The 20,042-nt window shown below is 71.0% G+C and carries 19 protein-coding genes and 1 pseudogene; 17 read left to right on the top strand and 3 right to left on the bottom strand.

Going from position 1 to position 20,042, the window contains the following annotated elements; all coding sequences use genetic code 11:
* The first annotated feature begins 118 nt into the window (after positions 1–118).
* From D457_RS0121035 to D457_RS0121000, 8 genes and pseudogenes are all read left to right on the top strand, one after another.
* Positions 119–1,096 carry a gluconeogenesis factor YvcK family protein gene (locus D457_RS0121035; RefSeq protein WP_017582650.1) on the top strand — a complete coding sequence of 326 codons (978 nt, stop codon included), beginning with the start codon at positions 119–121 and terminating at the stop codon, positions 1,094–1,096.
* A 72-nt stretch (positions 1,097–1,168) separates the two neighbouring features.
* A pseudogene (locus D457_RS33055) lies at positions 1,169–1,604 on the top strand (DUF488 domain-containing protein).
* 202 nt (positions 1,605–1,806) lie between these two features.
* Positions 1,807–2,787: a DNA-binding protein WhiA gene (whiA, locus tag D457_RS0121025; RefSeq protein ID WP_017546454.1), complete on the top strand. Its 981-nt coding sequence runs from the start codon at positions 1,807–1,809 to the stop codon at positions 2,785–2,787.
* A gap of 341 nt (positions 2,788–3,128) precedes the next feature.
* A complete protein-coding gene (gene gap, locus D457_RS0121020; RefSeq protein WP_017582648.1) occupies positions 3,129–4,133 on the top strand; it encodes a type I glyceraldehyde-3-phosphate dehydrogenase in 1,005 nt (334 codons plus the stop codon).
* 159 nt (positions 4,134–4,292) lie between these two features.
* Complete coding sequence (locus tag D457_RS0121015) at positions 4,293–5,477, top strand: phosphoglycerate kinase (protein ID WP_017582647.1); 1,185 nt, start codon at positions 4,293–4,295, stop codon at positions 5,475–5,477.
* A 48-nt stretch (positions 5,478–5,525) separates the two neighbouring features.
* Positions 5,526–6,305, top strand: a complete 780-nt coding sequence (gene tpiA / locus D457_RS0121010; RefSeq protein ID WP_017582646.1) for a triose-phosphate isomerase — start codon at positions 5,526–5,528, stop codon at positions 6,303–6,305.
* Between the two features lie 286 nt (positions 6,306–6,591).
* The gene (secG, locus tag D457_RS0121005) at positions 6,592–6,828 is read left to right on the top strand and encodes a preprotein translocase subunit SecG (RefSeq protein ID WP_017582645.1); all 237 of its coding nucleotides are present in this window, start codon (positions 6,592–6,594) and stop codon (positions 6,826–6,828) included.
* A 77-nt stretch (positions 6,829–6,905) separates the two neighbouring features.
* Positions 6,906–7,277 (top strand): RNA polymerase-binding protein RbpA, encoded by a 372-nt coding sequence (locus D457_RS0121000; RefSeq protein WP_083926821.1) that lies wholly within the window; start codon positions 6,906–6,908, stop codon positions 7,275–7,277.
* A gap of 378 nt (positions 7,278–7,655) precedes the next feature.
* Here D457_RS0121000 and D457_RS0120995 read toward each other — a convergent pair whose 3' ends face one another.
* The gene (locus tag D457_RS0120995) at positions 7,656–7,916 is read right to left on the bottom strand and encodes a hypothetical protein (protein WP_017582643.1); all 261 of its coding nucleotides are present in this window, start codon (positions 7,914–7,916) and stop codon (positions 7,656–7,658) included.
* 134 nt (positions 7,917–8,050) lie between these two features.
* Here D457_RS0120995 and D457_RS0120990 point away from each other — a divergent pair, with 134 nt between their 5' ends.
* Entirely contained in the window at positions 8,051–8,746 is a 696-nt protein-coding gene (locus D457_RS0120990) for a hypothetical protein (protein WP_017582642.1), read from the top strand.
* A gap of 20 nt (positions 8,747–8,766) precedes the next feature.
* Here the strand turns inward: D457_RS0120990 and D457_RS0120985 are convergent, their stop codons facing one another.
* Positions 8,767–9,522 carry an IclR family transcriptional regulator gene (locus D457_RS0120985; RefSeq protein ID WP_017582641.1) on the bottom strand — a complete coding sequence of 252 codons (756 nt, stop codon included), beginning with the start codon at positions 9,520–9,522 and terminating at the stop codon, positions 8,767–8,769.
* A gap of 109 nt (positions 9,523–9,631) precedes the next feature.
* Between D457_RS0120985 and D457_RS0120980 the strand changes: the two genes are divergently transcribed.
* The 7 genes from D457_RS0120980 to hutI all read left to right on the top strand — a co-directional run bounded on the left by D457_RS0120980 (position 9,632) and on the right by hutI (position 17,606).
* The gene (locus D457_RS0120980) at positions 9,632–9,886 is read left to right on the top strand and encodes a FitA-like ribbon-helix-helix domain-containing protein (RefSeq protein ID WP_017582640.1); all 255 of its coding nucleotides are present in this window, start codon (positions 9,632–9,634) and stop codon (positions 9,884–9,886) included.
* Positions 9,883–10,284, top strand: a complete 402-nt coding sequence (locus D457_RS0120975; RefSeq protein WP_026116866.1) for a type II toxin-antitoxin system VapC family toxin — start codon at positions 9,883–9,885, stop codon at positions 10,282–10,284. The genes D457_RS0120980 and D457_RS0120975 overlap by 4 nt, the downstream gene beginning before the upstream one ends.
* A gap of 84 nt (positions 10,285–10,368) precedes the next feature.
* Positions 10,369–11,916: a histidine ammonia-lyase gene (gene hutH / locus D457_RS0120970; RefSeq protein WP_017582638.1), complete on the top strand. Its 1,548-nt coding sequence runs from the start codon at positions 10,369–10,371 to the stop codon at positions 11,914–11,916.
* Between the two features lie 38 nt (positions 11,917–11,954).
* Complete coding sequence (gene hutU, locus D457_RS0120965) at positions 11,955–13,628, top strand: urocanate hydratase (protein ID WP_017582637.1); 1,674 nt, start codon at positions 11,955–11,957, stop codon at positions 13,626–13,628.
* A complete protein-coding gene (locus D457_RS0120960) occupies positions 13,625–14,863 on the top strand; it encodes an allantoate amidohydrolase (RefSeq protein WP_017582636.1) in 1,239 nt (412 codons plus the stop codon). Before hutU ends, D457_RS0120960 begins: the two co-directional genes overlap by 4 nt.
* Positions 14,860–16,374 carry a formimidoylglutamate deiminase gene (locus D457_RS0120955; RefSeq protein WP_017582635.1) on the top strand — a complete coding sequence of 505 codons (1,515 nt, stop codon included), beginning with the start codon at positions 14,860–14,862 and terminating at the stop codon, positions 16,372–16,374. Before D457_RS0120960 ends, D457_RS0120955 begins: the two co-directional genes overlap by 4 nt.
* Positions 16,371–17,606 carry an imidazolonepropionase gene (hutI, locus tag D457_RS0120950; protein ID WP_017582634.1) on the top strand — a complete coding sequence of 412 codons (1,236 nt, stop codon included), beginning with the start codon at positions 16,371–16,373 and terminating at the stop codon, positions 17,604–17,606. The genes D457_RS0120955 and hutI overlap by 4 nt, the downstream gene beginning before the upstream one ends.
* Positions 17,607–17,674: 68 nt before the next feature.
* Here hutI and D457_RS0120945 read toward each other — a convergent pair whose 3' ends face one another.
* The gene (locus D457_RS0120945; RefSeq protein ID WP_017582633.1) at positions 17,675–19,144 is read right to left on the bottom strand and encodes a potassium/proton antiporter; all 1,470 of its coding nucleotides are present in this window, start codon (positions 19,142–19,144) and stop codon (positions 17,675–17,677) included.
* Positions 19,145–19,189: 45 nt separating this feature from the next.
* On the opposite strand from D457_RS0120945, the gene D457_RS0120940 reads away from it, so the two are divergent.
* Positions 19,190–20,020, top strand: a complete 831-nt coding sequence (locus D457_RS0120940; protein ID WP_017582632.1) for a universal stress protein — start codon at positions 19,190–19,192, stop codon at positions 20,018–20,020.
* Positions 20,021–20,042 lie beyond the last annotated feature (22 nt).

The raw sequence follows: 20,042 nt of genomic DNA, 5'->3' as shown, positions 1-20,042 counted from the left end.
CGGTCCGGCAAGGGACCGGGACACGGCGGGCCGGGGGCGCGGGTCGGCCGTTCGCACATCCTTCGGGGTGCGGCCCGAAGCGTCCGCCGGACACGGGACGAGGAGGCAGGCCAAAGGCATGTCGAAGATCACCGCTCCGGACGGGGACGACGCCTCGCGTCCGCCCCGGGTGGTCGCGCTGGGGGGCGGGCACGGCCTGCACGCCTCGTTGTCGGCGCTGCGCAGGGTGACCACGGACGTCACGGCGATCGTGACGGTCGCCGACGACGGCGGCTCCAGTGGCCGGCTGCGTGAAGAACTGGGTGTGCTTCCACCCGGGGACCTGAGGATGGCCCTGGCCGCGCTGTGCGGGGACGACGAGTGGGGGCACACCTGGAGCCAGGTGCTCCAGCACCGGTTCCGTTCGGAGGGCGACCTGCACGGTCACGCCGTCGGCAACCTGCTGATCGTCGCGCTCTGGGAGCTGTTGGGTGACTCGGTGGCCGGGCTGGACTGGGTGGGGCAGCTGCTCGGCGCCCACGGCCGGGTCCTGCCGATGTCGTCGGTGCCGCTGGAGATCTCCGCGGAGGTGTCGGGGATCGACCCGCGCAAACCCGAGGCGCTCACCACGGTGCGCGGGCAGGTGGCCTGCGCCAGTACCAGTGGTCAGGTGCGGTCCATCTCGCTGATCCCCGAGGACCCCCCGGCCAGTCCGCAGGCGGTCAAGGCGGTGCGCGAGGCCGACTGGGTGGTGTTCGGGCCCGGGTCCTGGTTCACCAGTGTGCTGCCGCACCTGCTGGTGCCCGAGCTGGCCCACGCCCTGGTCACCACGCGCGCCAAGCGGGTGGTCGCGCTGAACCTGTCGCCCCAGAAGGGGGAGACCGAGGGTTTCCGGCCCGAGACCTACCTGGAGGTACTGCGCGAGCACGCGCCCAAGCTGGGGGTGGACGTGGTGCTGGCCGACACCGGGACGGTGGAGGACGCGGCCCCGCTCACCTCGGTGGTGGGCGAGCTCGGCGGCCGTCTGGAACTGGCCGATCTGAGCCGGGGGGACGGGACTCCGCGCCACGACGCCGACAAACTGGCCACCGCCCTGGAACGGATTCTGGCGGACTAGCGTGGGCTCCGCGGGCTGATGATGGGTGTCCGGCCGGGGTGGTGGTGACCTCCGGCCGGGAAGGGTGGTCGTATGGCTGATCACCGCATTCGCCTGGAACGCGGCTACGACGGGGTCCGTGCCGAGGAACACCCCGGGCAGGAGGAGGGTTTCCCGCCCGGGCCCCGGTTCCTCGTGGACCGCCTCTGGCCCCGGGGTGTGCGTAGGAGCGCGGTTACCGGGGGACACCTGGGCCAAGGACGTCGCCCCCAGCCCGGGGCCGCGCCTGTGGTTCGGGCACGACCCGAGCCGCTTCGCCGAGTTCGCGGAGTGCCACCGGACCGAGCTGGAGGCGCGCCCCGAGGTGCTCGAACCGATCCTGGTGGCCGCGCTCCGAGGGCCGGTCACCCTGCTGTACGTGGCCAGGGACACCGAGCACAACCACGCGGTCGTTCTCCGGGACCACCTGGAGTCGCAGCTGTCCTCTTCTGACTCCCGGAGCGTCTCCCCGAGCTCCGGGAGCAATTGACCGCACACCGTCACGAAGGCCGACACGCCGCCTCTGAGCAGGGCGGGGGGATCGACGACACGCCGTGCAGGGGTCGGCGTAAAGGCCCGAGTCACGTAGTCTGCAACGAGAAAGCCGCCCGGGGCAGGGCCTCGTGTCGGCACCTCCGGTACCAGGGTGTGCGGTGCCGGTGTTCTGCCAGAACAAGGGGAGGATCGCAGCGATGGCGATGACCGGCGTGGTGAAGGATGAGTTGAGCCGGTTGGCGATCCTCAAGCCATGCTGCCGCAAGGCGGAGGTGTCCACCATCCTGCGGTTCACCGGAGGCCTGCACCTCGTGGGCGGCCGGATCGTGATTGAGGCCGAGCTCGATACGGGGGCCGCCGCCAGACGGCTGCGCAAGGACATCTCCGAGGTCTTCGGGCACGAGTCCGAGGTCGTGGTGCTCTCCCCGAGCGGCCTGCGCAAGGGTAACCGGTACGTGGTCCGGGTGATCAAGGACGGCGAGTCCCTGGCCCGCCAGACCGGCCTGGTGGACAACAACGGGCGCCCGGTGCGGGGTCTGCCTCGGCACGTGGTCGCGGGCGGCGCCTGTGATTCGGAGTCCGCCTGGCGCGGTGCCTTCATCGCGCACGGTTCGTTGACCGAACCGGGCCGCTCGATGTCGCTGGAGGTCACCTGTCCCGGCCCGGAGGCCGCGCTGGCCCTGGTCGGTGCGGCCCGACGCCTGAAGGTGCACGCCAAGGCCCGCGAGGTGCGCGGGGTGGACCGGGTGGTGGTGCGCGACGGCGACTCCATCGGTGCGCTGCTGACCCTGCTGGGCGCTCACCAGAGTGTTCTGGCCTGGGAGGAGCGGCGGATGCGCCGGGAGGTGCGGGCGACCGCCAACCGGCTGGCCAACTTCGACGACGCCAACCTGCGGCGCAGCGCCCGGGCCGCGGTCGCGGCCGGCGCGCGCGTGGAGCGGGCTTTGGAGATCCTGGGCGAGGACGCCCCCAAGCACCTGGTGGCTGCTGGTCAGCTGCGGCTGGCGCACAAGCAGGCGTCCCTGGAGGAGTTGGGGCAGCTGTCGGTCCCGCCGCTGACCAAGGACGCGATCGCCGGGCGTATCCGCAGGCTGCTGGCCATGGCGGACAAGCGGGCCAGTGACCTGGGCATCGAGGGAACCGAGGCGAACCTCACTCCTGACATGCTGGTTCCCTGAGGGCGCACGATCCCCGCATCAGGGCACGGGTGCTCTGGAACGCTTCCGCAACACCGATGTTCGGCTTTGTTAACTGCGAAAACTCCGGGATAACTTCCGAAAATGGTATAGACCTCTCTGCTTCGCGATGTCAGGATGGACGCGAATCCGCGAGGGGCGATGAGCCGCTGGGCGGGGGCGAGAACGGTTCCCCGCCAGTGCTCCGCTAGGCTCTTTGTGAACACCTGTTATGCGTTCACGCTGCTCAACACGGTTGACCCGGGCTGTACCAGTCCGGGATCCCGGGAGCAGCCGAACGCTCGGGTGAAACTGCTGTGCGACAAAATGAGGAGAATGGTTCCGTGACCATCCGTGTAGGCGTCAACGGCTTCGGTCGGATCGGCCGTAACTTCTGGCGAGCGGTCGCCGCTGGCGGCAGCGACATCGAAATCGTTGCGGTCAACGACCTCACCGACACCAAGACGCTCGCGCACCTGCTCAAGTACGACACCGTGCTCGGCACCCTCGACGGTGTCGTCGAGGCCGGTGACGACTTCATCCGCATCGGTGACAAGACCCTCAAGGTCCTCTCCCAGCGCGACCCCGCCCAGCTGCCCTGGGGTGAGCTGAACGTCGACGTCGTCGTCGAGTCCACCGGTATCTTCACCAAGGCCGAGGCCGCCCGCAAGCACATCACCGCCGGTGCCAAGAAGGTCATCATCTCCGCCCCGGCCAAGGGCGAGGACATCACCATCGTGATGGGCGTCAACGACGACAAGTACGACGCCGCCAAGCACGACATCATCTCCAACGCCTCGTGCACCACCAACTGTGTGGCGCCCATGGCCAAGGTCCTCAAGGACGCCTTCGGCATCCAGCAGGGCTTCATGACCACGGTGCACGCCTACACCAACGACCAGGTCATCCTGGACTTCCCGCACTCGGACCTGCGTCGCGCCCGTGCGGCCGCGCAGAACATCATCCCGACCAGCACGGGTGCGGCCAAGGCCACGGCCCTGGTCATCCCCGAGCTCGCGGGCAAGCTGGACGGCATGGCCATGCGCGTCCCCGTGCCGGACGGTTCCGCCACCGACCTGGTCGTGACCCTGGACCGTGAGGTCACCAAGGACGAGGTCAACGCCGCGTTCAAGGCCGCAGCCGAGGGCGAGCTCAAGGACGTCCTGGTCTACACCGAGGACCCGATCGTCTCCTCCGACATCGTCGGTACCTCGCCTTCCTGCACCTTCGACGCCGGTATGACCATGGCGTTCGGCAACCAGGTCAAGATCCTGGGCTGGTACGACAACGAGTGGGGCTACTCCAACCGCCTGGTCGACCTGGCCAAGCTGGTCGGCTCCAACCTGTAACCACCGGGCCCCGACCCGTGGACGCAGTCGCGTGACCCGGCACCCCTTCCGCCTGTGCGCGGCAAGGGGTGCCGTCGCGTACGTGCCCCCGCCGCCCCGCCGGCCCCGCCGGCCCCGCCGGTGACCCCAGACTTTCGCAACCCCAACGAGGAGACCAGCATGCGGACGATCGACGACCTCGACGTCTCCGGCAAGCGCGTGTTCGTCCGAGCAGACCTGAACGTGCCCCTGGACGGTGAGCGCATCACCGACGACGGCCGTATCCGCGCGGCCCTGCCGACGATCACCAAGCTCCGTGAGCGCGGCGCCCGCGTCATCGTCGCCGCCCACCTGGGCCGCCCCAAGGGCGCCCCGGACCCCCAGTACTCCCTGCGCCCGGTCGCGGCCCGCCTGGGCGAGCTGCTCGGCACAGAGGTCGCCTTCGCCGCCGACACCGCCGGTGAGTCCGCCCGCGCCACCTCCGCCGCCCTCAAGGACGGCGAGGTCGCGCTGCTGGAGAACGTGCGGTTCGAGCCGGGCGAGACCAGCAAGGACGACGCTGAACGCGGCGAGCTCGCCGACCGCTTCGCCCAGCTCGCCGACCTGTACGTGGGCGACGCCTTCGGCGCGGTCCACCGCAAGCACGCCAGCGTCTTCGACCTGCCCGGCAAGCTCCCGCACGCCGTCGGCGGCCTGGTCCTGGCCGAGGTCGAGGTGCTCAAGAAGCTCACCGAGACCCCCGAGCGCCCCTACGTTGTGGCCCTGGGCGGCTCCAAGGTCTCTGACAAGCTCGCCGTCATCGACAACCTCCTCGGCACCGCGGACCGCCTGCTCATCGGCGGCGGCATGGTGTTCACCTTCCTCAAGGCCAAGGGCTACGAGGTCGGCTCCAGCCTCCTGGAGACCGACCAGCTCGACACCGTCCGCGGCTACCTGGAGCGCGCCGAGCGCGAGGGTGTGGAGATCGTCCTGCCCGTGGACGTCGTGGCCGCCGAGAAGTTCGCCGCCGACGCCGCGCACGACGCCGTTGACGTCGACGCCATCCCGGCCGACCGCATGGGCCTGGACATCGGCCCCAAGAGCCAGGCGCTGTTCGCCGAGAAGCTGGCTGACGCCCGGACCGTGTTCTGGAACGGCCCCATGGGCGTGTTCGAGCTGGCCCCCTACGCGGGCGGCACGCGTGCCCTGGCCCAGGCCCTCATCGACTCGGGTGCCTTCACCGTGGTCGGCGGCGGCGACTCCGCCGCGGCCGTGCGCTCGCTGGGCTTCGATGAGGCGGCCTTCGGCCACATCTCCACCGGCGGCGGCGCCAGCCTGGAGTACCTGGAGGGCAAGAACCTTCCCGGTATCGACGCCCTCGCCTGACCAGCTCAGCTCAGCAAGCCTCCTCCGACGATTCGAAGAGAGTCAAAGATGACCAAGCGTCAGCCGCTCATCGCGGGCAACTGGAAGATGAACAACAATCACTTCGAGGCGATCGCGCTCGTCCAGAAGCTGGCCTTCGCCCTGAAGGACAAGGACTACGACAACGCCGAGGTCGTCGTCCTGCCGCCGTTCACCGACCTGCGCAGCGTGCAGACGCTGGTGGACGGCGACAAACTGCGCATCGGTTTCGGCGCCCAGGACATTTCCGCGCACGACAAGGGCGCCTACACCGGTGAAATCTCCGGTCCGATGCTCGCCAAGCTGGAGTGCTCCTACGTCCTGGCCGGCCACTCCGAGCGCCGCGAGTACCACAACGAGGACGACGCGGTGGTCAACTCCAAGGTCAAGGCCGCCTTCAAGCACGGCATCGTGCCGATCCTGTGCGTGGGCGAGGGCCTGGAGGTGCGCAAGGCCGGGAAGCAGGTCGAGCACGTCCTGTCTCAGCTGGACGGCGCCCTGAAGGAGATCCCGGCCGAGCAGGCCGAGAAGATCGTCATCGCCTACGAGCCCGTGTGGGCCATCGGCACCGGCGAGGTCGCCACCCCCGAGGACGCCCAGGAGGTCTGCGCCGCGATCCGCGTCCGCCTGTCCGAGCTGTACTCCTCCGAGGTCTCCGGTGCGGTCCGCGTGCTCTACGGCGGTTCGGTCAAGGGTGACAACGCCGGTGACATCATGGCCAAGGACGATGTCGACGGTGCCTTGGTCGGCGGTGCCAGCCTGAAGGCCGACGAGTTCGCCAAGATCATCCGTTTCAACGAGAACGGCTGACCAAACGTCTTGTCAAACCCGGCCCGTCACTCTCTGACGTCCAGGGGTGACGGGCAGGGTGCCCGACAGGTGCCCCGGTCGGGCTAGACTTCGCTGTGGGGATTCCCGTGCCTCGTGGTTTCCCCTCCCGTGCCGCCAGCGGCACGGTAAAATCCGAAAACGTCCCCGGTCTCCTCCTTCCGTAACCCGCTCCCGCTCGGCTCCCTCATGCCGTCGCTGGTACGGGTGGGGAAAGGGGGCCGAGGTGTCCATCCCCCCGCTGCGGGGTCGAGCTACGGGTGAGCGTGTGATCCTCGGTCTGTCCATCTTCGTGATGCTTCTCAGCGTGCTGTTGATCCTCCTTGTGCTGATGCACAAGGGCAAGGGCGGCGGCCTGTCCGACATGTTCGGCGGTGGCGTCACGTCCTCGCTCGGCGGATCGTCGGTTGTCGAGCGCAACCTCGACCGGATGACCGTGGTCATCGCGGTCGTGTGGATTCTGACGATCGTCGTTCTCGGCCTGCTGATCAACCGGGGAATGTAGCGCGCCGATCGGCCGCAGGCCCCTCGTCCAGTCAATCTCGCGCGAGTACATGAGCGAGTTCGCCGAAGGAGTTATTCGTGGGTAGTGGCAGTGCCATCCGTGGCAGCCGAGTCGGAGCCGGCCCTATGGGCGAGGCGGAGCGGGGCGAGGCTGCTCCCCGTGTCCGGGTTCCGTTCTACTGTGCGAACTTGCACGAGGTCATCCCCAGCTTCGCCAGCGAAGCCGCGGTCCCCGACGAGTGGGACTGCCCGCGTTGCGGTTTCCCCGCGGGCAAGGACAAGGCCAACCCGCCTTCGCCGCCGCGTACCGAGCCGTACAAGACGCACCTGGCGTACGTGAAGGAGCGTCGTAGCGAGGAGGAGGGCAAGCTCATCCTCGATGAGGCCCTCGCCAAGCTCCGTGCCGACCGCGCCGCGGTCGAGGCCCACATGCGGGCTTCCCAGAACTAGTTTTGAGCGCGCCGCGCCGCCCTGCAGGCGTCCGGTGCGCCGGCGGGGCCCGCCACCGGTGTTGATCCGGTGGCGGGCCCCGACGCGTGCCTGGATTCAGGTCCGGCATGCCTGACATGTGCCCGGATCACAGGTCCGAGTCGCTCGGATCAGTGTCCACTATGACCAGATCAGGCCCAGGGGCCCGAGAAAGACATGAGGAAACCACAGACCTTCTCATTCTCGGGACTGATGTGGCGGGTGGGAAATACGATGACCGACACACCCCCGAAGCCCCCTTCCTGAGGAGTTGGTGTCGATGTCAGCGTGCCCTACCGGCGGGGACCACGACTGGATTCTCGGCGACGACCGCAAGTTCCAGTGCGCCAAGTGCGGAGCTCAGAGCGCCAGGCGGTTCTGAGTCACGCCGCCCGGCCGGGCGGTGCCCCGGGCCTCGGGTTCGTTCTTGGCCTTGGCCCGCCAGGTCACGGGTCGCCCCAGGCTCTCAGCGACCCCCTTGGCCCAGCGCTCCAACGGCGCGAACCGCGCCTCCCCCTCCTCGTCGAGCATCGTCTGCCCCCGGTAGACGATCCCCTCGATGGCCAGGACCTCCCCGTCCACCAGGAGCGCGGTCTCGTACTCTCGTGTGCTGCGCCTCATGAGACAGGACTGTAGCGCCGGCGAGCGTCGGACATCAGGCGTTCGCTGGGATTGACCGAACACGGCCGCACACGAACGACAAACCGGGGTGAGCTACCGAACCAAGCACACCGGAACCTTGGAAGAATGGGGGTATGGCTTCCCCCGAACCACCGGACGTCACCCCTGACGCACGGGGCGTCCCCTCGGACCTGACCCAGCCACCCGCGAGCGTGTCCCACCTGCGCCGCTATGTCAGCCTGCGCGGCCCCAACGTGCGTATGTGGATGACCGCGGCCTACTTCTCCGTCGGCCTCACCCTGGGGTTCCTGGTGGTGGTGGGCTCCATGTTCTGGCACGTGCTGCGCGAGGAGACCACGGTCGGCTCCGTCACGCTGTGGGCGTTCGCGGCGCTGGTCATGTTCTTCATCGGCCCGGGCAGCAACGTCTTCCTGGTGCGCGGGCTGCCCCAGCGCATCACCCGCCAGGGCATCAGCGCCGACAGCGACGGCGTCACCGTGCTCCAGGAGCGCAAGTGGTGGTTCCCCGGCGAGGGCACCTTCATCGCCTGGCCGGAGATCCGCCGTATCCGCGAGGTGCACACCGGCGGGCGCAGGGTCACCTACTTCATCGAGTTCGCGTTGGACACCATCCGCACCGATCCCGAACTGCCCAGCTGGGCCGAGACCCCCGAGAGCCTCGACCTGGAGGTCGACCCCGAGGCGGCCACGCAGTTCTTCGTGCAGGTACCGCGCGACCGCAAGGAGCACATCCTCAAGATGGTGGAGCGCACCGCGCCGCTGCCCGCCATCGTCGAACGGTCCCGGCCGCTGCGTTCACGCCACGCCTGATCCGGACGCTAGCGGGCGGATCAGGCGCGGCCGCTGAGTTTTCGGGTGAGCTCACCGGCGGCGTCCCGCACCCGCGACGCCAGCGCCCGCGGGGTGACCGGACGCGCGCTGGGAACCGTCAGGCTGATCGCCGCGGCGGGCCGTCCGTTGTGGTCTGCGGCGGCCGCCGCCACCGACAGGAAGCCCTCGGTGACCTGGCCGCTCTCGATCGACCACCCCTGCTGGCGCTCCTCGCCGAGCAGCGTGCGCAGTTCCCCCGGTGTACCCGGCCCGCGTCCGGTGCGGTCGGTGAAGGCCGCCGCGTCCGGGTACAGGGCGCGCACCTGCGCGCGCGGCAGCTGGGCCAGCATCGCCCGCCCCGAAGCGGTCAGGTGCGCGGGCAGCCGCACCCCCACCCCGGTGATGAGCGTGGGCGCGTGCGGCGGCTGCTCCTTCAACAGGTACAAGGTGTCGGCGCCGTGCAGTACTCCCAGGTGCGCGGTGGCCCCGGTGGTCTCGGTCAACTGGTGCAGCAAGGGGCGCGCCAGCCGCTCGATCCCGTCGTGGCGCAGGTACGCCGACCCGATCTCGAAGGCCGCCACCCCCAGCCCCCACCGCCGCTCCTCGGGCAGATGGGTCACGAACCCCTCCTCGGCCATCGCCTCCAACAGCTGGTAGACGCTGGACCGAGGAAGGCCGAGCCCGTTGGCGATCGCCGAGGCAGAGACGGGCCCGGGCCGTGAGGCCAGGAACCGCAGCAGCCGCAGCGCACGGGTGGCCGCCGGAACAACACTCATCCCCTCATCTTCGCACGGGCGCTCTTTCGGTGTCGCTATGGGCATTTCATGCCTACCAGTGGCGCCAAAATGCATGTGCTTATAGTGGTCCTCTTGCTACTGTGGCGCCATGGTTGCTATTCAGATCAAGGATGTTCCGGACGAGGTCAGAGAGGCGCTGGCGGCGGAAGCCAAGAGGTCGGGCAAGTCGCTCCAGGCCTACCTGCTTGGCCTTCTGGAGAAGGAAGCCCGCTTTGCGCGCAACAGGGAGATCGTGGAGCAAACGCCCTTGCCGGGAGCCAACCTGAGTATGGATGAGATCGTCGCCGCAGTGCGCGAAGCCCGAGGTGACAGCGGATCCGGGACTGAAAGCGGAGCCGCATGATCGTTGTTGACACTTCAGTACTGATCGATCTCTACGCGGGGTCGCCTGGGCGCACGTCCAACACGGCTCGAAAGGTGGTGGGGTCGAACGTCGAATGGTACGCGCCGAGCCATCAGCCGGTCGAACTGCTCAATTCGCTGCGTGGACTGGTCCTGGGGCGGAAGCTCTCCGTCGCCGACGCAGAGGCCGCTCGCAAGCTTTACGGTTTGCAGACGATCGCGTATATCGAAGTGGTGGGTTCCGTCGCAGACCGGGTCTGGGAGCTGCGGAACAATCTGACGGCCTACGACGCGGCCTATGTGGCGGTGGCTGAGGCCCTGGACTGCGCTCTGGTCACCGGTGACGCTCGCCTGGCGGCCGCACCGGGGCTCAGGTGCGAGGTGCGGGTGATCCGGTAGGCCATCCTTGGCGTGTCTGGGATTTCGGACAGAACTCACGTGTTGGCACTTCCGGCGGGGTCGCGGACAGGGTCGAATGGGGGCATGTCCACAGCAGTTGCTTCCGTAGCCGTCGGCGGTGCCCCGCTCACCCCGGCCCAGGTCCTGTCCGTCGCCCGTGATGGCGCCCACGTCGTTCTCAGCGAGGAGACCCGCAAGGCCGTGCGCCACGGCCGTGAACAGGTCGAGGCGCTCGCCCGGGGCGAGGTCCCCGCCTACGGGGTCAGCACCGGTTTCGGTGCCCTGGCCACCCGGCACATCGCCCCCGACCTGCGCGCCCGTCTCCAGCGCTCGCTGATCCGCTCGCACGCCGCCGGGGCCGGTCCCGAGGTGGAGCGCGAGGTCGTGCGCGCCCTGATGCTGCTGCGGCTGCGCACGCTGGCCTCGGGCAACACCGGGGTCGAGGTCGCCACCGTCGAGACCCTCGCCGCCCTGCTCAACGCCCAGATTACCCCGGTCGTGCACGAGTACGGCAGCCTGGGCTGCTCCGGTGACCTGGCGCCGCTGTCCCACGTGGCCCTGGCACTGATGGGCGAGGGCCGGGTGCGCGACGCCGACGGCGAGCTCAAGGACGCCGAGGAGGCCCTGGCCGAGGCCGGCGTCCAGCCGGTGGAGCTCGGCGCCAAGGAGGGCCTTGCTCTCATCAACGGCACCGACGGCATGCTCGGCATGCTCGCCATGGCCTGTATGGACCTGGAGCGCCTGCTCAAGGTCGCCGACATCACCGCCGCCATGAGCGTCGAGGCCCTGCTGGGCACCGACCGGGTCTTCGCCGAGGAGCTCCAGCGCCTGCGCCCGCACCCCGGCCAGGCCGCCTCCGCCGCCAACCTGCGCGCGATGCTCGCGGACTCGCCGATCGTCGCCTCCCACCGGGGCCCGGACTGCAACCGCGTCCAGGACGCCTACTCGCTGCGCTGCGCCCCCCAGGTCGCCGGGGCCGCCCGCGACACTCTTTCCCACGCCCTGCTCGTGGCCGGGCGCGAACTGGACAGCGTCATCGACAACCCTGTCGTGCTCGACGACGGCCGCGTGGAGTCCAACGGCAACTTCCACGGGGCGCCGGTCGCCTACGTGCTGGACTTCCTGGCCGTGGCCGTGGCCGACACCGCCTCGATCGCCGAGCGCCGCACCGACCGCATGCTCGACGTCTCCCGCTCCCACGGGCTCCCGGCCTTCCTCGCCGACGACCCCGGCGTGGACTCGGGGCACATGATCGCCCAGTACACCCAGGCCGCCATCGTCTCCGAGCTCAAGCGCCTGGCCGTGCCCGCCAGCGTCGACTCGATCCCCAGCTCGGCCATGCAGGAGGACCACGTGTCCATGGGCTGGTCGGCCGCGCGCAAGCTGCGCCGGGCCGTGGACGGGCTCACCAACGTGCTGGCCGTGGAGCTGCTCACCGCCGCCCGCGCCCTGGACCTGCGCTCCCCGCTGGAGCCCGGCCCCGCCACCGGCGCGGTCCTGCGCACCGTGCGCGAGAAGGTCGGCGGCCCCGGCCCCGACCGCTACCTGGCCCCCGAGATCGCCGCGGTGGCCGCCCTGGTCGCCGACGGTTCGGTGGTCGCGGCAGCCGAGTCCGTCACCCCGCTCGCCTAGCACCAGCCCCGCCCCCTCCGCTCTCGAAGGAGACCACGATGAGCAACCCACGCACCGTCCGCGCGGCCCGCGGCCTCACCCTGTCGGCCAAGGGCTGGCAGCAGGAGGCGGCCCTGCGCATGTTCCACAACAACCTCGACCCCGAGGTCGCCGAGCACCCCGAGGACCTGGTGGTCTACGGCGGTACCGGCAAGGCCGCACGCGACTGGCGCAGCTTCGACCGCATCACCGCCTCCCTGCGTGACCTGGAGGGCGACGAGACCCTCCTGGTGCAGTCCGGCCGTCCGGTGGGCATCATGCGCACCCACGAATGGGCGCCCCGCGTGCTGCTGGCCAACAGCAACCTGGTGGGGGACTGGGCCAACTGGCCCGAGTTCCGACGCCTGGAGGCCGAGGGCCTGACCATGTACGGGCAGATGACCGCCGGTTCGTGGATCTACATCGGCACCCAGGGCATCCTCCAGGGCACTTACGAGACCTTCGCCGCCGTGGCCGCGAAGTTGGGTTCGGAAAAGCACAGTGAGGGAACTCTGGCCGGGACCATCACCCTGACCGCCGGGCTCGGTGGCATGGGCGGCGCCCAGCCGCTGGCCGTCACCATGAACGACGGCGTGGCGATCGTGGTGGAGTGCGACGGCAGCCGGATCGACCGCCGCATCGAGCACCGCTACCTGGACGTGCGCGCCCAGAACCTGGACGAGGCCCTGGAACTGGCCGTACGCGCCCGCGACGAGCGCCGACCGCTGTCCATCGGCGTCCTGGGCAACGCCGCAGAGGTCTTCCCCGAACTCCTCTCCCGCGGCGCCCCGATCGACATCGTCACCGACCAGACCTCGGCCCACGACCCGCTCGCCTACCTGCCGGCGGGTGTGTCGTTCGAGGACTGGAAGGACCTGGCCGCGGCCAAGCCCGAGGAGTTCACCCTCCGGGCCCGCGAGTCCATGGCCGCGCACGTGGAGGCCATGGTCGGCTTCCTGGACGCGGGCGCCGAGGTCTTCGACTACGGCAACTCCATCCGCGACGAGGCCCGCGAGGGCGGGTTCACCCGCGCCTTCGACTTCCCCGGCTTCGTGCCCGCCTACATCCGCCCCCTGTTCTGCGAGGGCAAGGGCCCGTTCCGCTGGGCCGCGCTGTCCGGTGACCCGGCCGACATCGCCCGCACCGACCAGGCCATCCTCGACCTGTTCCCCGAGAACGACCACCTGACCAAGTGGATCCGCATGGCGCAGGACCGGGTCGCCTTCCAGGGCCTGCCCGCCCGTATCTGCTGGCTTGGCCAGGGCGAGCGCGCCGCCGCCGGTCAGAGGTTCAACGAGCTGGTGGCCTCCGGTGAGATCTCCGCTCCGCTGGCCATCGGCCGCGACCACCTGGACACCGGTTCGGTGGCCTCGCCCTACCGCGAGACCGAGGGCATGAAGGACGGCTCAGACGCCATCGCCGACTGGCCGCTGCTCAACGCCCTGGTCAACACCGCCTCCGGCGCCTCCTGGGTGTCCATCCACCACGGCGGCGGTGTGGGCATGGGCCGCTCCATCCACGCCGGTCAGGTCAGCGTCGCCGACGGCACCGAGCTGGCCGCCGCCAAGCTGCGGCGGGTGCTCACCAACGACCCGGCCATGGGCGTCATCCGCCACGTGGACGCCGGGTACGAGGACGCCGAACGGGTCGCCGACGCCCACGGCATCCGGGTGCCCATGAAGGAGGGCGAGTGAGCTTCGACCGGCTCTGGGCCGACCTGGCCCCCGTCGGGCGCTCCGCCGACAGCGGCGGCTACCACCGGTACACCTGGGCGGGCGCCGACACCGACGCCCGCGCCTGGTTCACCGAGGCGGCCGCCGCCCGCGGCCTGGACGTGCGCACCGACCGCAACGGCAACCTGTGGGCCTGGTGGGGCACGCCCGGACCCGGCGCCGTGGCCACCGGATCGCACCTGGACTCGGTGCCCGACGGCGGGGCCTTCGACGGTCCTCTCGGGGTGGCCAGCGCTCTGGCCGCCGTGGACGAACTCCGCTCGCGCGGGTTCACGCCCGCGCGGCCGCTGGTCCTGGGCGTGTTCGTGGAGGAGGAGGGCGGCCGCTTCGGGGTTCCGTGCCTGGGCAGCCGTCTGAGCGCTGGGGAGATCGACCCGGCCCGTGCCCGCGGCCTCACCGACGCTGCCGGGGTCACCTGGGATCGGGCGATGGCCGAGGCCGGTCTGGACCCCGAGGGGATCGGCCCCGACCCCGAACTCCTCGGCTGGCTGGACGTCTTCGTCGAGCTACACGTGGAGCAGGGCCGGGCCCTGGAGGACATCGACCACCCCGTCGGCGTGGCCAGCGCGATCTGGCCGCACGGGCGATGGCGGATGGACTTCACCGGTCGCGCCGACCACGCGGGCACGACCCGTCTGCAGGATCGCAACGACCCCATGTTGCCGTTCGCGCACACGATCCTGGCCGCCCGCACCCTGGCCGAGAAGCACGACGCCCGGGCCACCGTGGCCAAGAGCCTCATCACCCCCAACGGCACCAACGCGATCCCCTCGCTGGTCAGCGCCTGGCTGGACGCGCGGGCCGCCGACGAGGCCGCCCTGGCCGCGGTGGTGGAGGGCGTACGCGAGGCCGCCGAGCGGGCCGCACGCGACCACGGGGTCACCCACACCATGGCGGCCGAGTCCACCACGCCGCTGGTGGAGTTCTCGCACGACCTGCGCGACCGTATGGCCGCGATCGTGGGCACCCGCGCCGCCGAGTCCGCCGGCCCGGTCCCGGTCCTGCCCACCGGTGCCGGACACGACGCCGGGGTGCTCTCCGCGCACGTGCCCACGGCGATGCTGTACGTGCGCAACCCCACCGGGGTCTCGCACTCACCGCAGGAGTGGGCCCGGCCCGAGGACAGCCACGCCGGGGTCCTCGCCCTGGCCGACGTCCTCCAGGACCTGCTCGCCGTTCCGGGAGGGGCGTCATGACCGCGTACTCCGAACACCAGCACGCGCCGTCTTCGGATGCATCGGGCACAGCGGGCCCCGAACGTTCGCGCACGGAGCCGTCCGCCGAACGCGCGCACACGCCGTACCCCTACGCGCCGGGTACCGGGTCGCGCCGGTACTGGTGCGAGTGGGCCTGGCTCGGGGGAGAGGCCCCCGAACCCGGGGTGCTCCTGGAGGTCGACCGGGCCGGGCGCCTGGCCTCGGTCAGCCGGGGAGCGCCCCCGGCCGACGCCGAACGCCTGACCGGGCTCACCCTGCCCGGTCTGGCCAACGCTCACTCGCACGCCTTCCACCGGGCGCTGCGCGGCCGCACCCACAGCGGGGAGGGGCACGGTGCCGGTGGTCACGGGCACGGCGGGTCCTTCTGGACCTGGCGCGAGGTGATGTACCGGGCCGCCGAACGCCTGGACCCGGACTCCTACTACCGCCTGGCCAGGGCTACCTACGCCGAGATGGCCCTGGCCGGGGTGGCCTGCGTGGGCGAGTTCCACTACCTGCACCACGGCCCCGGCGGGCACCGCTACACCGACCCCAACGCCATGAGCGAGGCCCTGGTCGCGGCCGCCGCCGACGCCGGGATCCGGATCACCCTGCTTGACGTGTGCTACCTGTCCGGCGGGCTCGACGAACACGGTTCCCACCTGCCGCTGACCGGCCCCCAGTTGCGCTTCGGCGACGACACCGTCGGCGCCTGGGCCGAGCGGGTCAGCGCGTTCACCCCGGGCGGGGCGCACGCTCGCGTCGGTGTGGCCGCTCACTCGGTGCGAGCGGTGCCCGGACCCGACCTGCCCGAGGTGGCCGGGTTCGCCGACCAGGGCGGGCTGCCTCTGCACGTGCACGTCTCCGAGCAGCCCGCCGAGAACGCCGCCTGCCTGGCCGCCCACGGGCTCACCCCGGTGCGGGTACTGGCCGAGGCCGGGGCGCTCACCGAACGCACCACCCTGGTGCACGCCACCCACCTCACCGACGCCGACGTGGACGCCCTCCGCACGCACGGGTCCGCCGTGTGCCTGTGCCCGACCACCGAGCGCGACCTCGCCGACGGCCTGCCGCGCACCGGCGACCTCGTCGCCGCCCCGCACCGGGTCCCGCTGAGCCTGGGCACCGACCAGCACGCCCAGCTGGACCTGTTCGAGGAGGCCCGCGCGGTGGAACTGCACGAGCGCCTGCGCACCCACCGCCGGGGCACCCTGGGCAGCGGGACCCTGCTGCGCGCCGCCACCGCGGCCGGCCACTCCGGGCTCGGCTGGCACGACGCCGGAGCCCTGCTGCCCGGGTCCCGCGCCGACCTGGTCAACGTCCCCCTGGACAGCGTGCGCCTGGCCGGGGCCGACCCCGAACGCGCCACCGACGCCGTGGTCTTCGCGGCCACCGCCGCCGACGTCCGCCACGTGATGGTGGACGGGCAGTGGGCCGTCCGCGACGGCGTGCACGTCCGCCTGCCCGACACCGCTCGCGAACTCGACGCCGCCATCAAGGAGCTGCTTTGACCGACCCCAGGACCGAGACCGAAACCGTTCCCGGGACGCCCGGCACGATCCTCGTCGACACCATCGGCACCCTGGTCACCAACGACCCCGCACTGGGGGAGGGGCCGCTGGGGGAGATCAGCGACGCCGCCCTGGTGATCGAGGACGGCCGGGTAGCCTGGGCCGGTCCCCGCGCGCAGGCGCCCGCCGCCGACGCCCGGGTGGACGCGGCCGGACGCTGCGTGCTGCCCGGTTTCGTGGACAGCCACTCCCACATCGTCTTCGCCGGTGACCGCAGCCGCGAGTTCGCCGCCCGGATGAGCGGACAGCCCTACTCCGCGGGCGGCATCCGCACCACCGTGGCCGCCACCCGAGCCGCCTCCGACGCCGAACTCCTCGACGGCGCCCGCCGCTTCGTCCGCGAGGCCAACGCCCAGGGCACCACCACCCTGGAGGTCAAGTCCGGGTACGGGCTCACCGTCGAGGACGAACGCCGCTCCCTGGAGATCGCCGCCCGGGTCACCGACGAGGTCACCTTCCTGGGCGCGCACGTGGTCGCCCCCGAGTACGCCGACGACCCCGGCGGCTACGTGGACCTGGTCACCGGGCCGATGCTGGACGCCTGCGCCCCGCACGCCCGCTGGGTGGACGTGTTCTGCGAGCGCGGCGCCTTCGACGAGGAGGCCTCGCGCCGGGTGCTCACCGCCGGGATCGGGCGTGGCCTGCTGCCCCGCGTGCACGGCAACCAGCTGGGCGAGGGGCCCGGGGTCCGGTTGGCGGTCGAGCTGGAAGCGGCCTCGGTCGACCACTGCACCTACCTGACCGGCGAGGACGTCGACGCCCTCGCCCAGGCCGCCAAGCGCCCCGAACCCACGGTCGCCACGCTGCTGCCCGGCGTGGACTTCTCCACCCGACAGCCCTACCCGAACGCCCGCGCCCTCGTGGACGCCGGCGCGATCGTCGCCCTGGCCAGTGACTGCAACCCTGGTTCGTGCTTCACGTCCAGCCTGGCCTTCTGCATCGCGGTGGGCGTGCGCGACATGGGACTGACCCCGGACGAGGCCGTGTGGGCGGCCACCAAGGGCGGGGCCCTGGCGCTGCGCCGCACCGACGTGGGCCACCTGGCCCCGGGGGCCCGCGCCGACCTCACCCTGCTGGACGCGCCCAACCACCTCTACCTGGCCTACCGTCCCGGTGTGCCCCAGGTGGCGGCGGTGTGGAAGGACGGTGCGATGGTGGCCGGGCGCCCCTGAGCTTCGGTGTCCCCGGGGCCGGCGCTCCGGCCCCGGGGAAGCCGCCCCGCGGGGGCGTTACCGGACCCTCAGGTGTGGGTTTCGCCCTTGGCCCATGCGGTGACCAGTTTGTTCGCGTCCGGACGCCTCGGCATCGCCACGATGATCAGGTCACCTTCCCTGATTCTGGTGCGGGGGGTCGGCAGGAGCACGTGTGAGCCCCGCACGATCGTGGTCACCAGGCCGTGCGGGGGGTCCAGCTTCTCCAGCCGTCGGCCGACGATGTACAGACCCGGAGTCGCACGGACCTCGACCAGTTCGGTGTTGACGTCACTGAGCGGAACGTCCGTGGCCACGGGCGAGAGCGTGTGCTCCTCACCCCGGGCCAGCCCGAGCCAGCGCGCCGCCGTCTGGATGCTCATCCCCTGCACCGCGGCCGATACCAGGACCACGAAGAAGACCACGTTGAAGATGAGTGCGCCGTCGGGGTAGCCGGCCACGAACGGGAAGGTGGCCAGCACGATCGGCACCGCGCCGCGCAGCCCCACCCAGCTGATGAAGACCAGTTCCCGCCAGTCGTAGCCGAACCACACCAGGCACAGGACGACGGATACGGGCCTGGCCACGAGGATGAGGACCAAGGAGACCGCGAGCGCGGGCACGGCGACGGAGGGCAGTTGGGAGGGGAAGACCAGCATCCCCAGCATGAGGAACAGCCCGACCTCGGCGGTGTTGGACAGCCCTTCGTGGAAGCTGCGGATACCGCGGCGGTGCAGGGGCGCCCGGGCGCCCACGATCAGCCCGGTGACGTAGACGGCCAGGAAGCCGGAGGCCCCCAACACGGCCGCTGACCCGTAGGAGAGCCCCGCCACCCCCAGCGCGAGCACCGGATAGACCCCGGCGGGCCCCAGGTTGACGCGGGTCAGCAGCCAGCTTCCGGCGAGGCCGGCCAGAGCGCCCACCGTGATGCCTCCGCCCAGCTGGAGGAGGGCGAACACCGTCCAGTCAGCGGGTGTGGGGGCACCCTGCCACGTGGCCAGGAGCCCGATCGTGAGCATGATGGCGATGGGGTCGTTACCGCCCGACTCCACCTCCAGCAGTGACGCCAGCCGACGGGGCAAGGGGGCGCGGCGCAGCATCGCGAAGACGGCCGCGGCGTCGGTGGAGGCCACCACCGCGCCGATCAGGAAGGCGGTGAGCGGTGCGACGTCGAGCAGCAGGTACGTGCCCCAACCCACGAGGCCGGCGGTGATGAGTACGGCGAACGTGGCCAACAGGAACCCTGGTGCGGCCGCGCGCCGGATGTCGCCCGGTTTGGTGGTCAGGCCACCCTCGAACAGGATGATGAGCAGGGCTACTGTGCCCGCGACCTGGGCCAGGCCGGGGTCCTCGACGCTGACCAGACCAAGACCGTCGTCGGCGATCAGCATGCCCAGTGCGAGGAAGAGCAGCAGACCCGGTAGCCGGATCCGGCTGGCGAACCCGGCCGCTAGGATGGCCGCTATCAGCAGGGTGCCTCCTGCCAGGATCCAACCGTCGGCAGGTAGTTGAACGCTCATCGTCCCCCGTTGTCGGGTATGTGATGGTTCACAGGGAGTTTATCGGTGCTGAGGGGACTCAAGTGGCGCGGACACGGTACGGCGGCGCGGCCGTCGGCCATCCGTCGGCTGCTCGTTCCGCTGGACGGTTCGGTTGAGGCCGCCTCGGCGATCGACCCCGCGCTGCGCATCGCCCGCTCCCTGCAGGTGCCGGTCGAACTGATGACGGTGCACGAGCCCGTGCACGGTACATGGGCTCGGGACATCGACGACACCGCTGCCGGTCTGCTCTACGAACACGTCGAGGTCGCCGTGGTGGGCGCGGGCTGGGCCGGTGACGTGATCGTGGAAGCGGTCGCCGAGCATCCGGGCACCGTGGTGTGCATGGCCACGCACAGCCGGGACCGGTTCTCGCGGTTGGTCGCGGGGAGCGTGACCGAGCACGTGCTGCGCCACGCCGAGGCGCCGGTGGTGATGGTGGGGCCGCGGTACCTGCCGGGCGAGGCCGAGGGCCTCTATGAGCGCGCCGTGGTCTGCTGCGACGGCGGTCACCGTGACGAAGTGACGCTCGCCGCCGCTGAGAGCTGGGCCCGACAGCTCAAATTGGAGCTGGAACTCGTGCACGTCCTCGGCAGGGGTGCGGACGACGGCACAGCCGCACGGATCTCGGACGCGGCCGTGCGCCTGGAGGAGAACGGCCTGGCGGCCCGCGCCACGGTGACCACCGGGGCGGATCCCGCGGAGAGCCTCATCGAGCTCTTCGCGCAGCGCCCCGGCGCGCTGGCGGTACTGGTCAGCCACGCCCGGGTGGGTCTGCCCCGGATCGTGCTGGGCAGTGTCAGCTCCAAGATGCTGGAGGCCAGTCCGATCCCCCTGCTCCTGACCCGCGTTCCCTGACCGGGGCGGGCGACCACAGCCC

The sequence above is a fragment of the Nocardiopsis valliformis DSM 45023 genome (genome assembly GCF_000340985.1).
Taxonomy (GTDB): Bacteria; Actinomycetota; Actinomycetes; order Streptosporangiales; family Streptosporangiaceae; genus Nocardiopsis; species Nocardiopsis exhalans.
This window is presented reverse-complemented; position numbering and strand designations above follow the sequence as displayed.

Excerpts from the sequence above, each read along its gene's own strand:
- D457_RS0121035 (WP_017582650.1), top strand. The coding sequence starts at position 119 with ATGTCGAAGATCACCGCTCCGGACGGGGACGACGCCTCGCGTCCGCCC.
- whiA (WP_017546454.1), top strand. The coding sequence starts at position 1,807 with ATGGCGATGACCGGCGTGGTGAAGGATGAGTTGAGCCGGTTGGCGATC.
- D457_RS0121015 (WP_017582647.1), top strand. The coding sequence starts at position 4,293 with ATGCGGACGATCGACGACCTCGACGTCTCCGGCAAGCGCGTGTTCGTC.
- tpiA (WP_017582646.1), top strand. The coding sequence starts at position 5,526 with ATGACCAAGCGTCAGCCGCTCATCGCGGGCAACTGGAAGATGAACAAC.
- D457_RS0120995 (WP_017582643.1), bottom strand. The coding sequence starts at position 7,916 with ATGAGGCGCAGCACACGAGAGTACGAGACCGCGCTCCTGGTGGACGGG.
- D457_RS0120990 (WP_017582642.1), top strand. The coding sequence starts at position 8,051 with ATGGCTTCCCCCGAACCACCGGACGTCACCCCTGACGCACGGGGCGTC.
- D457_RS0120985 (WP_017582641.1), bottom strand. The coding sequence starts at position 9,522 with ATGAGTGTTGTTCCGGCGGCCACCCGTGCGCTGCGGCTGCTGCGGTTC.
- D457_RS0120980 (WP_017582640.1), top strand. The coding sequence starts at position 9,632 with ATGGTTGCTATTCAGATCAAGGATGTTCCGGACGAGGTCAGAGAGGCG.
- D457_RS0120975 (WP_026116866.1), top strand. The coding sequence starts at position 9,883 with ATGATCGTTGTTGACACTTCAGTACTGATCGATCTCTACGCGGGGTCG.
- hutH (WP_017582638.1), top strand. The coding sequence starts at position 10,369 with ATGTCCACAGCAGTTGCTTCCGTAGCCGTCGGCGGTGCCCCGCTCACC.
- hutU (WP_017582637.1), top strand. The coding sequence starts at position 11,955 with ATGAGCAACCCACGCACCGTCCGCGCGGCCCGCGGCCTCACCCTGTCG.
- D457_RS0120955 (WP_017582635.1), top strand. The coding sequence starts at position 14,860 with ATGACCGCGTACTCCGAACACCAGCACGCGCCGTCTTCGGATGCATCG.
- D457_RS0120945 (WP_017582633.1), bottom strand. The coding sequence starts at position 19,144 with ATGAGCGTTCAACTACCTGCCGACGGTTGGATCCTGGCAGGAGGCACC.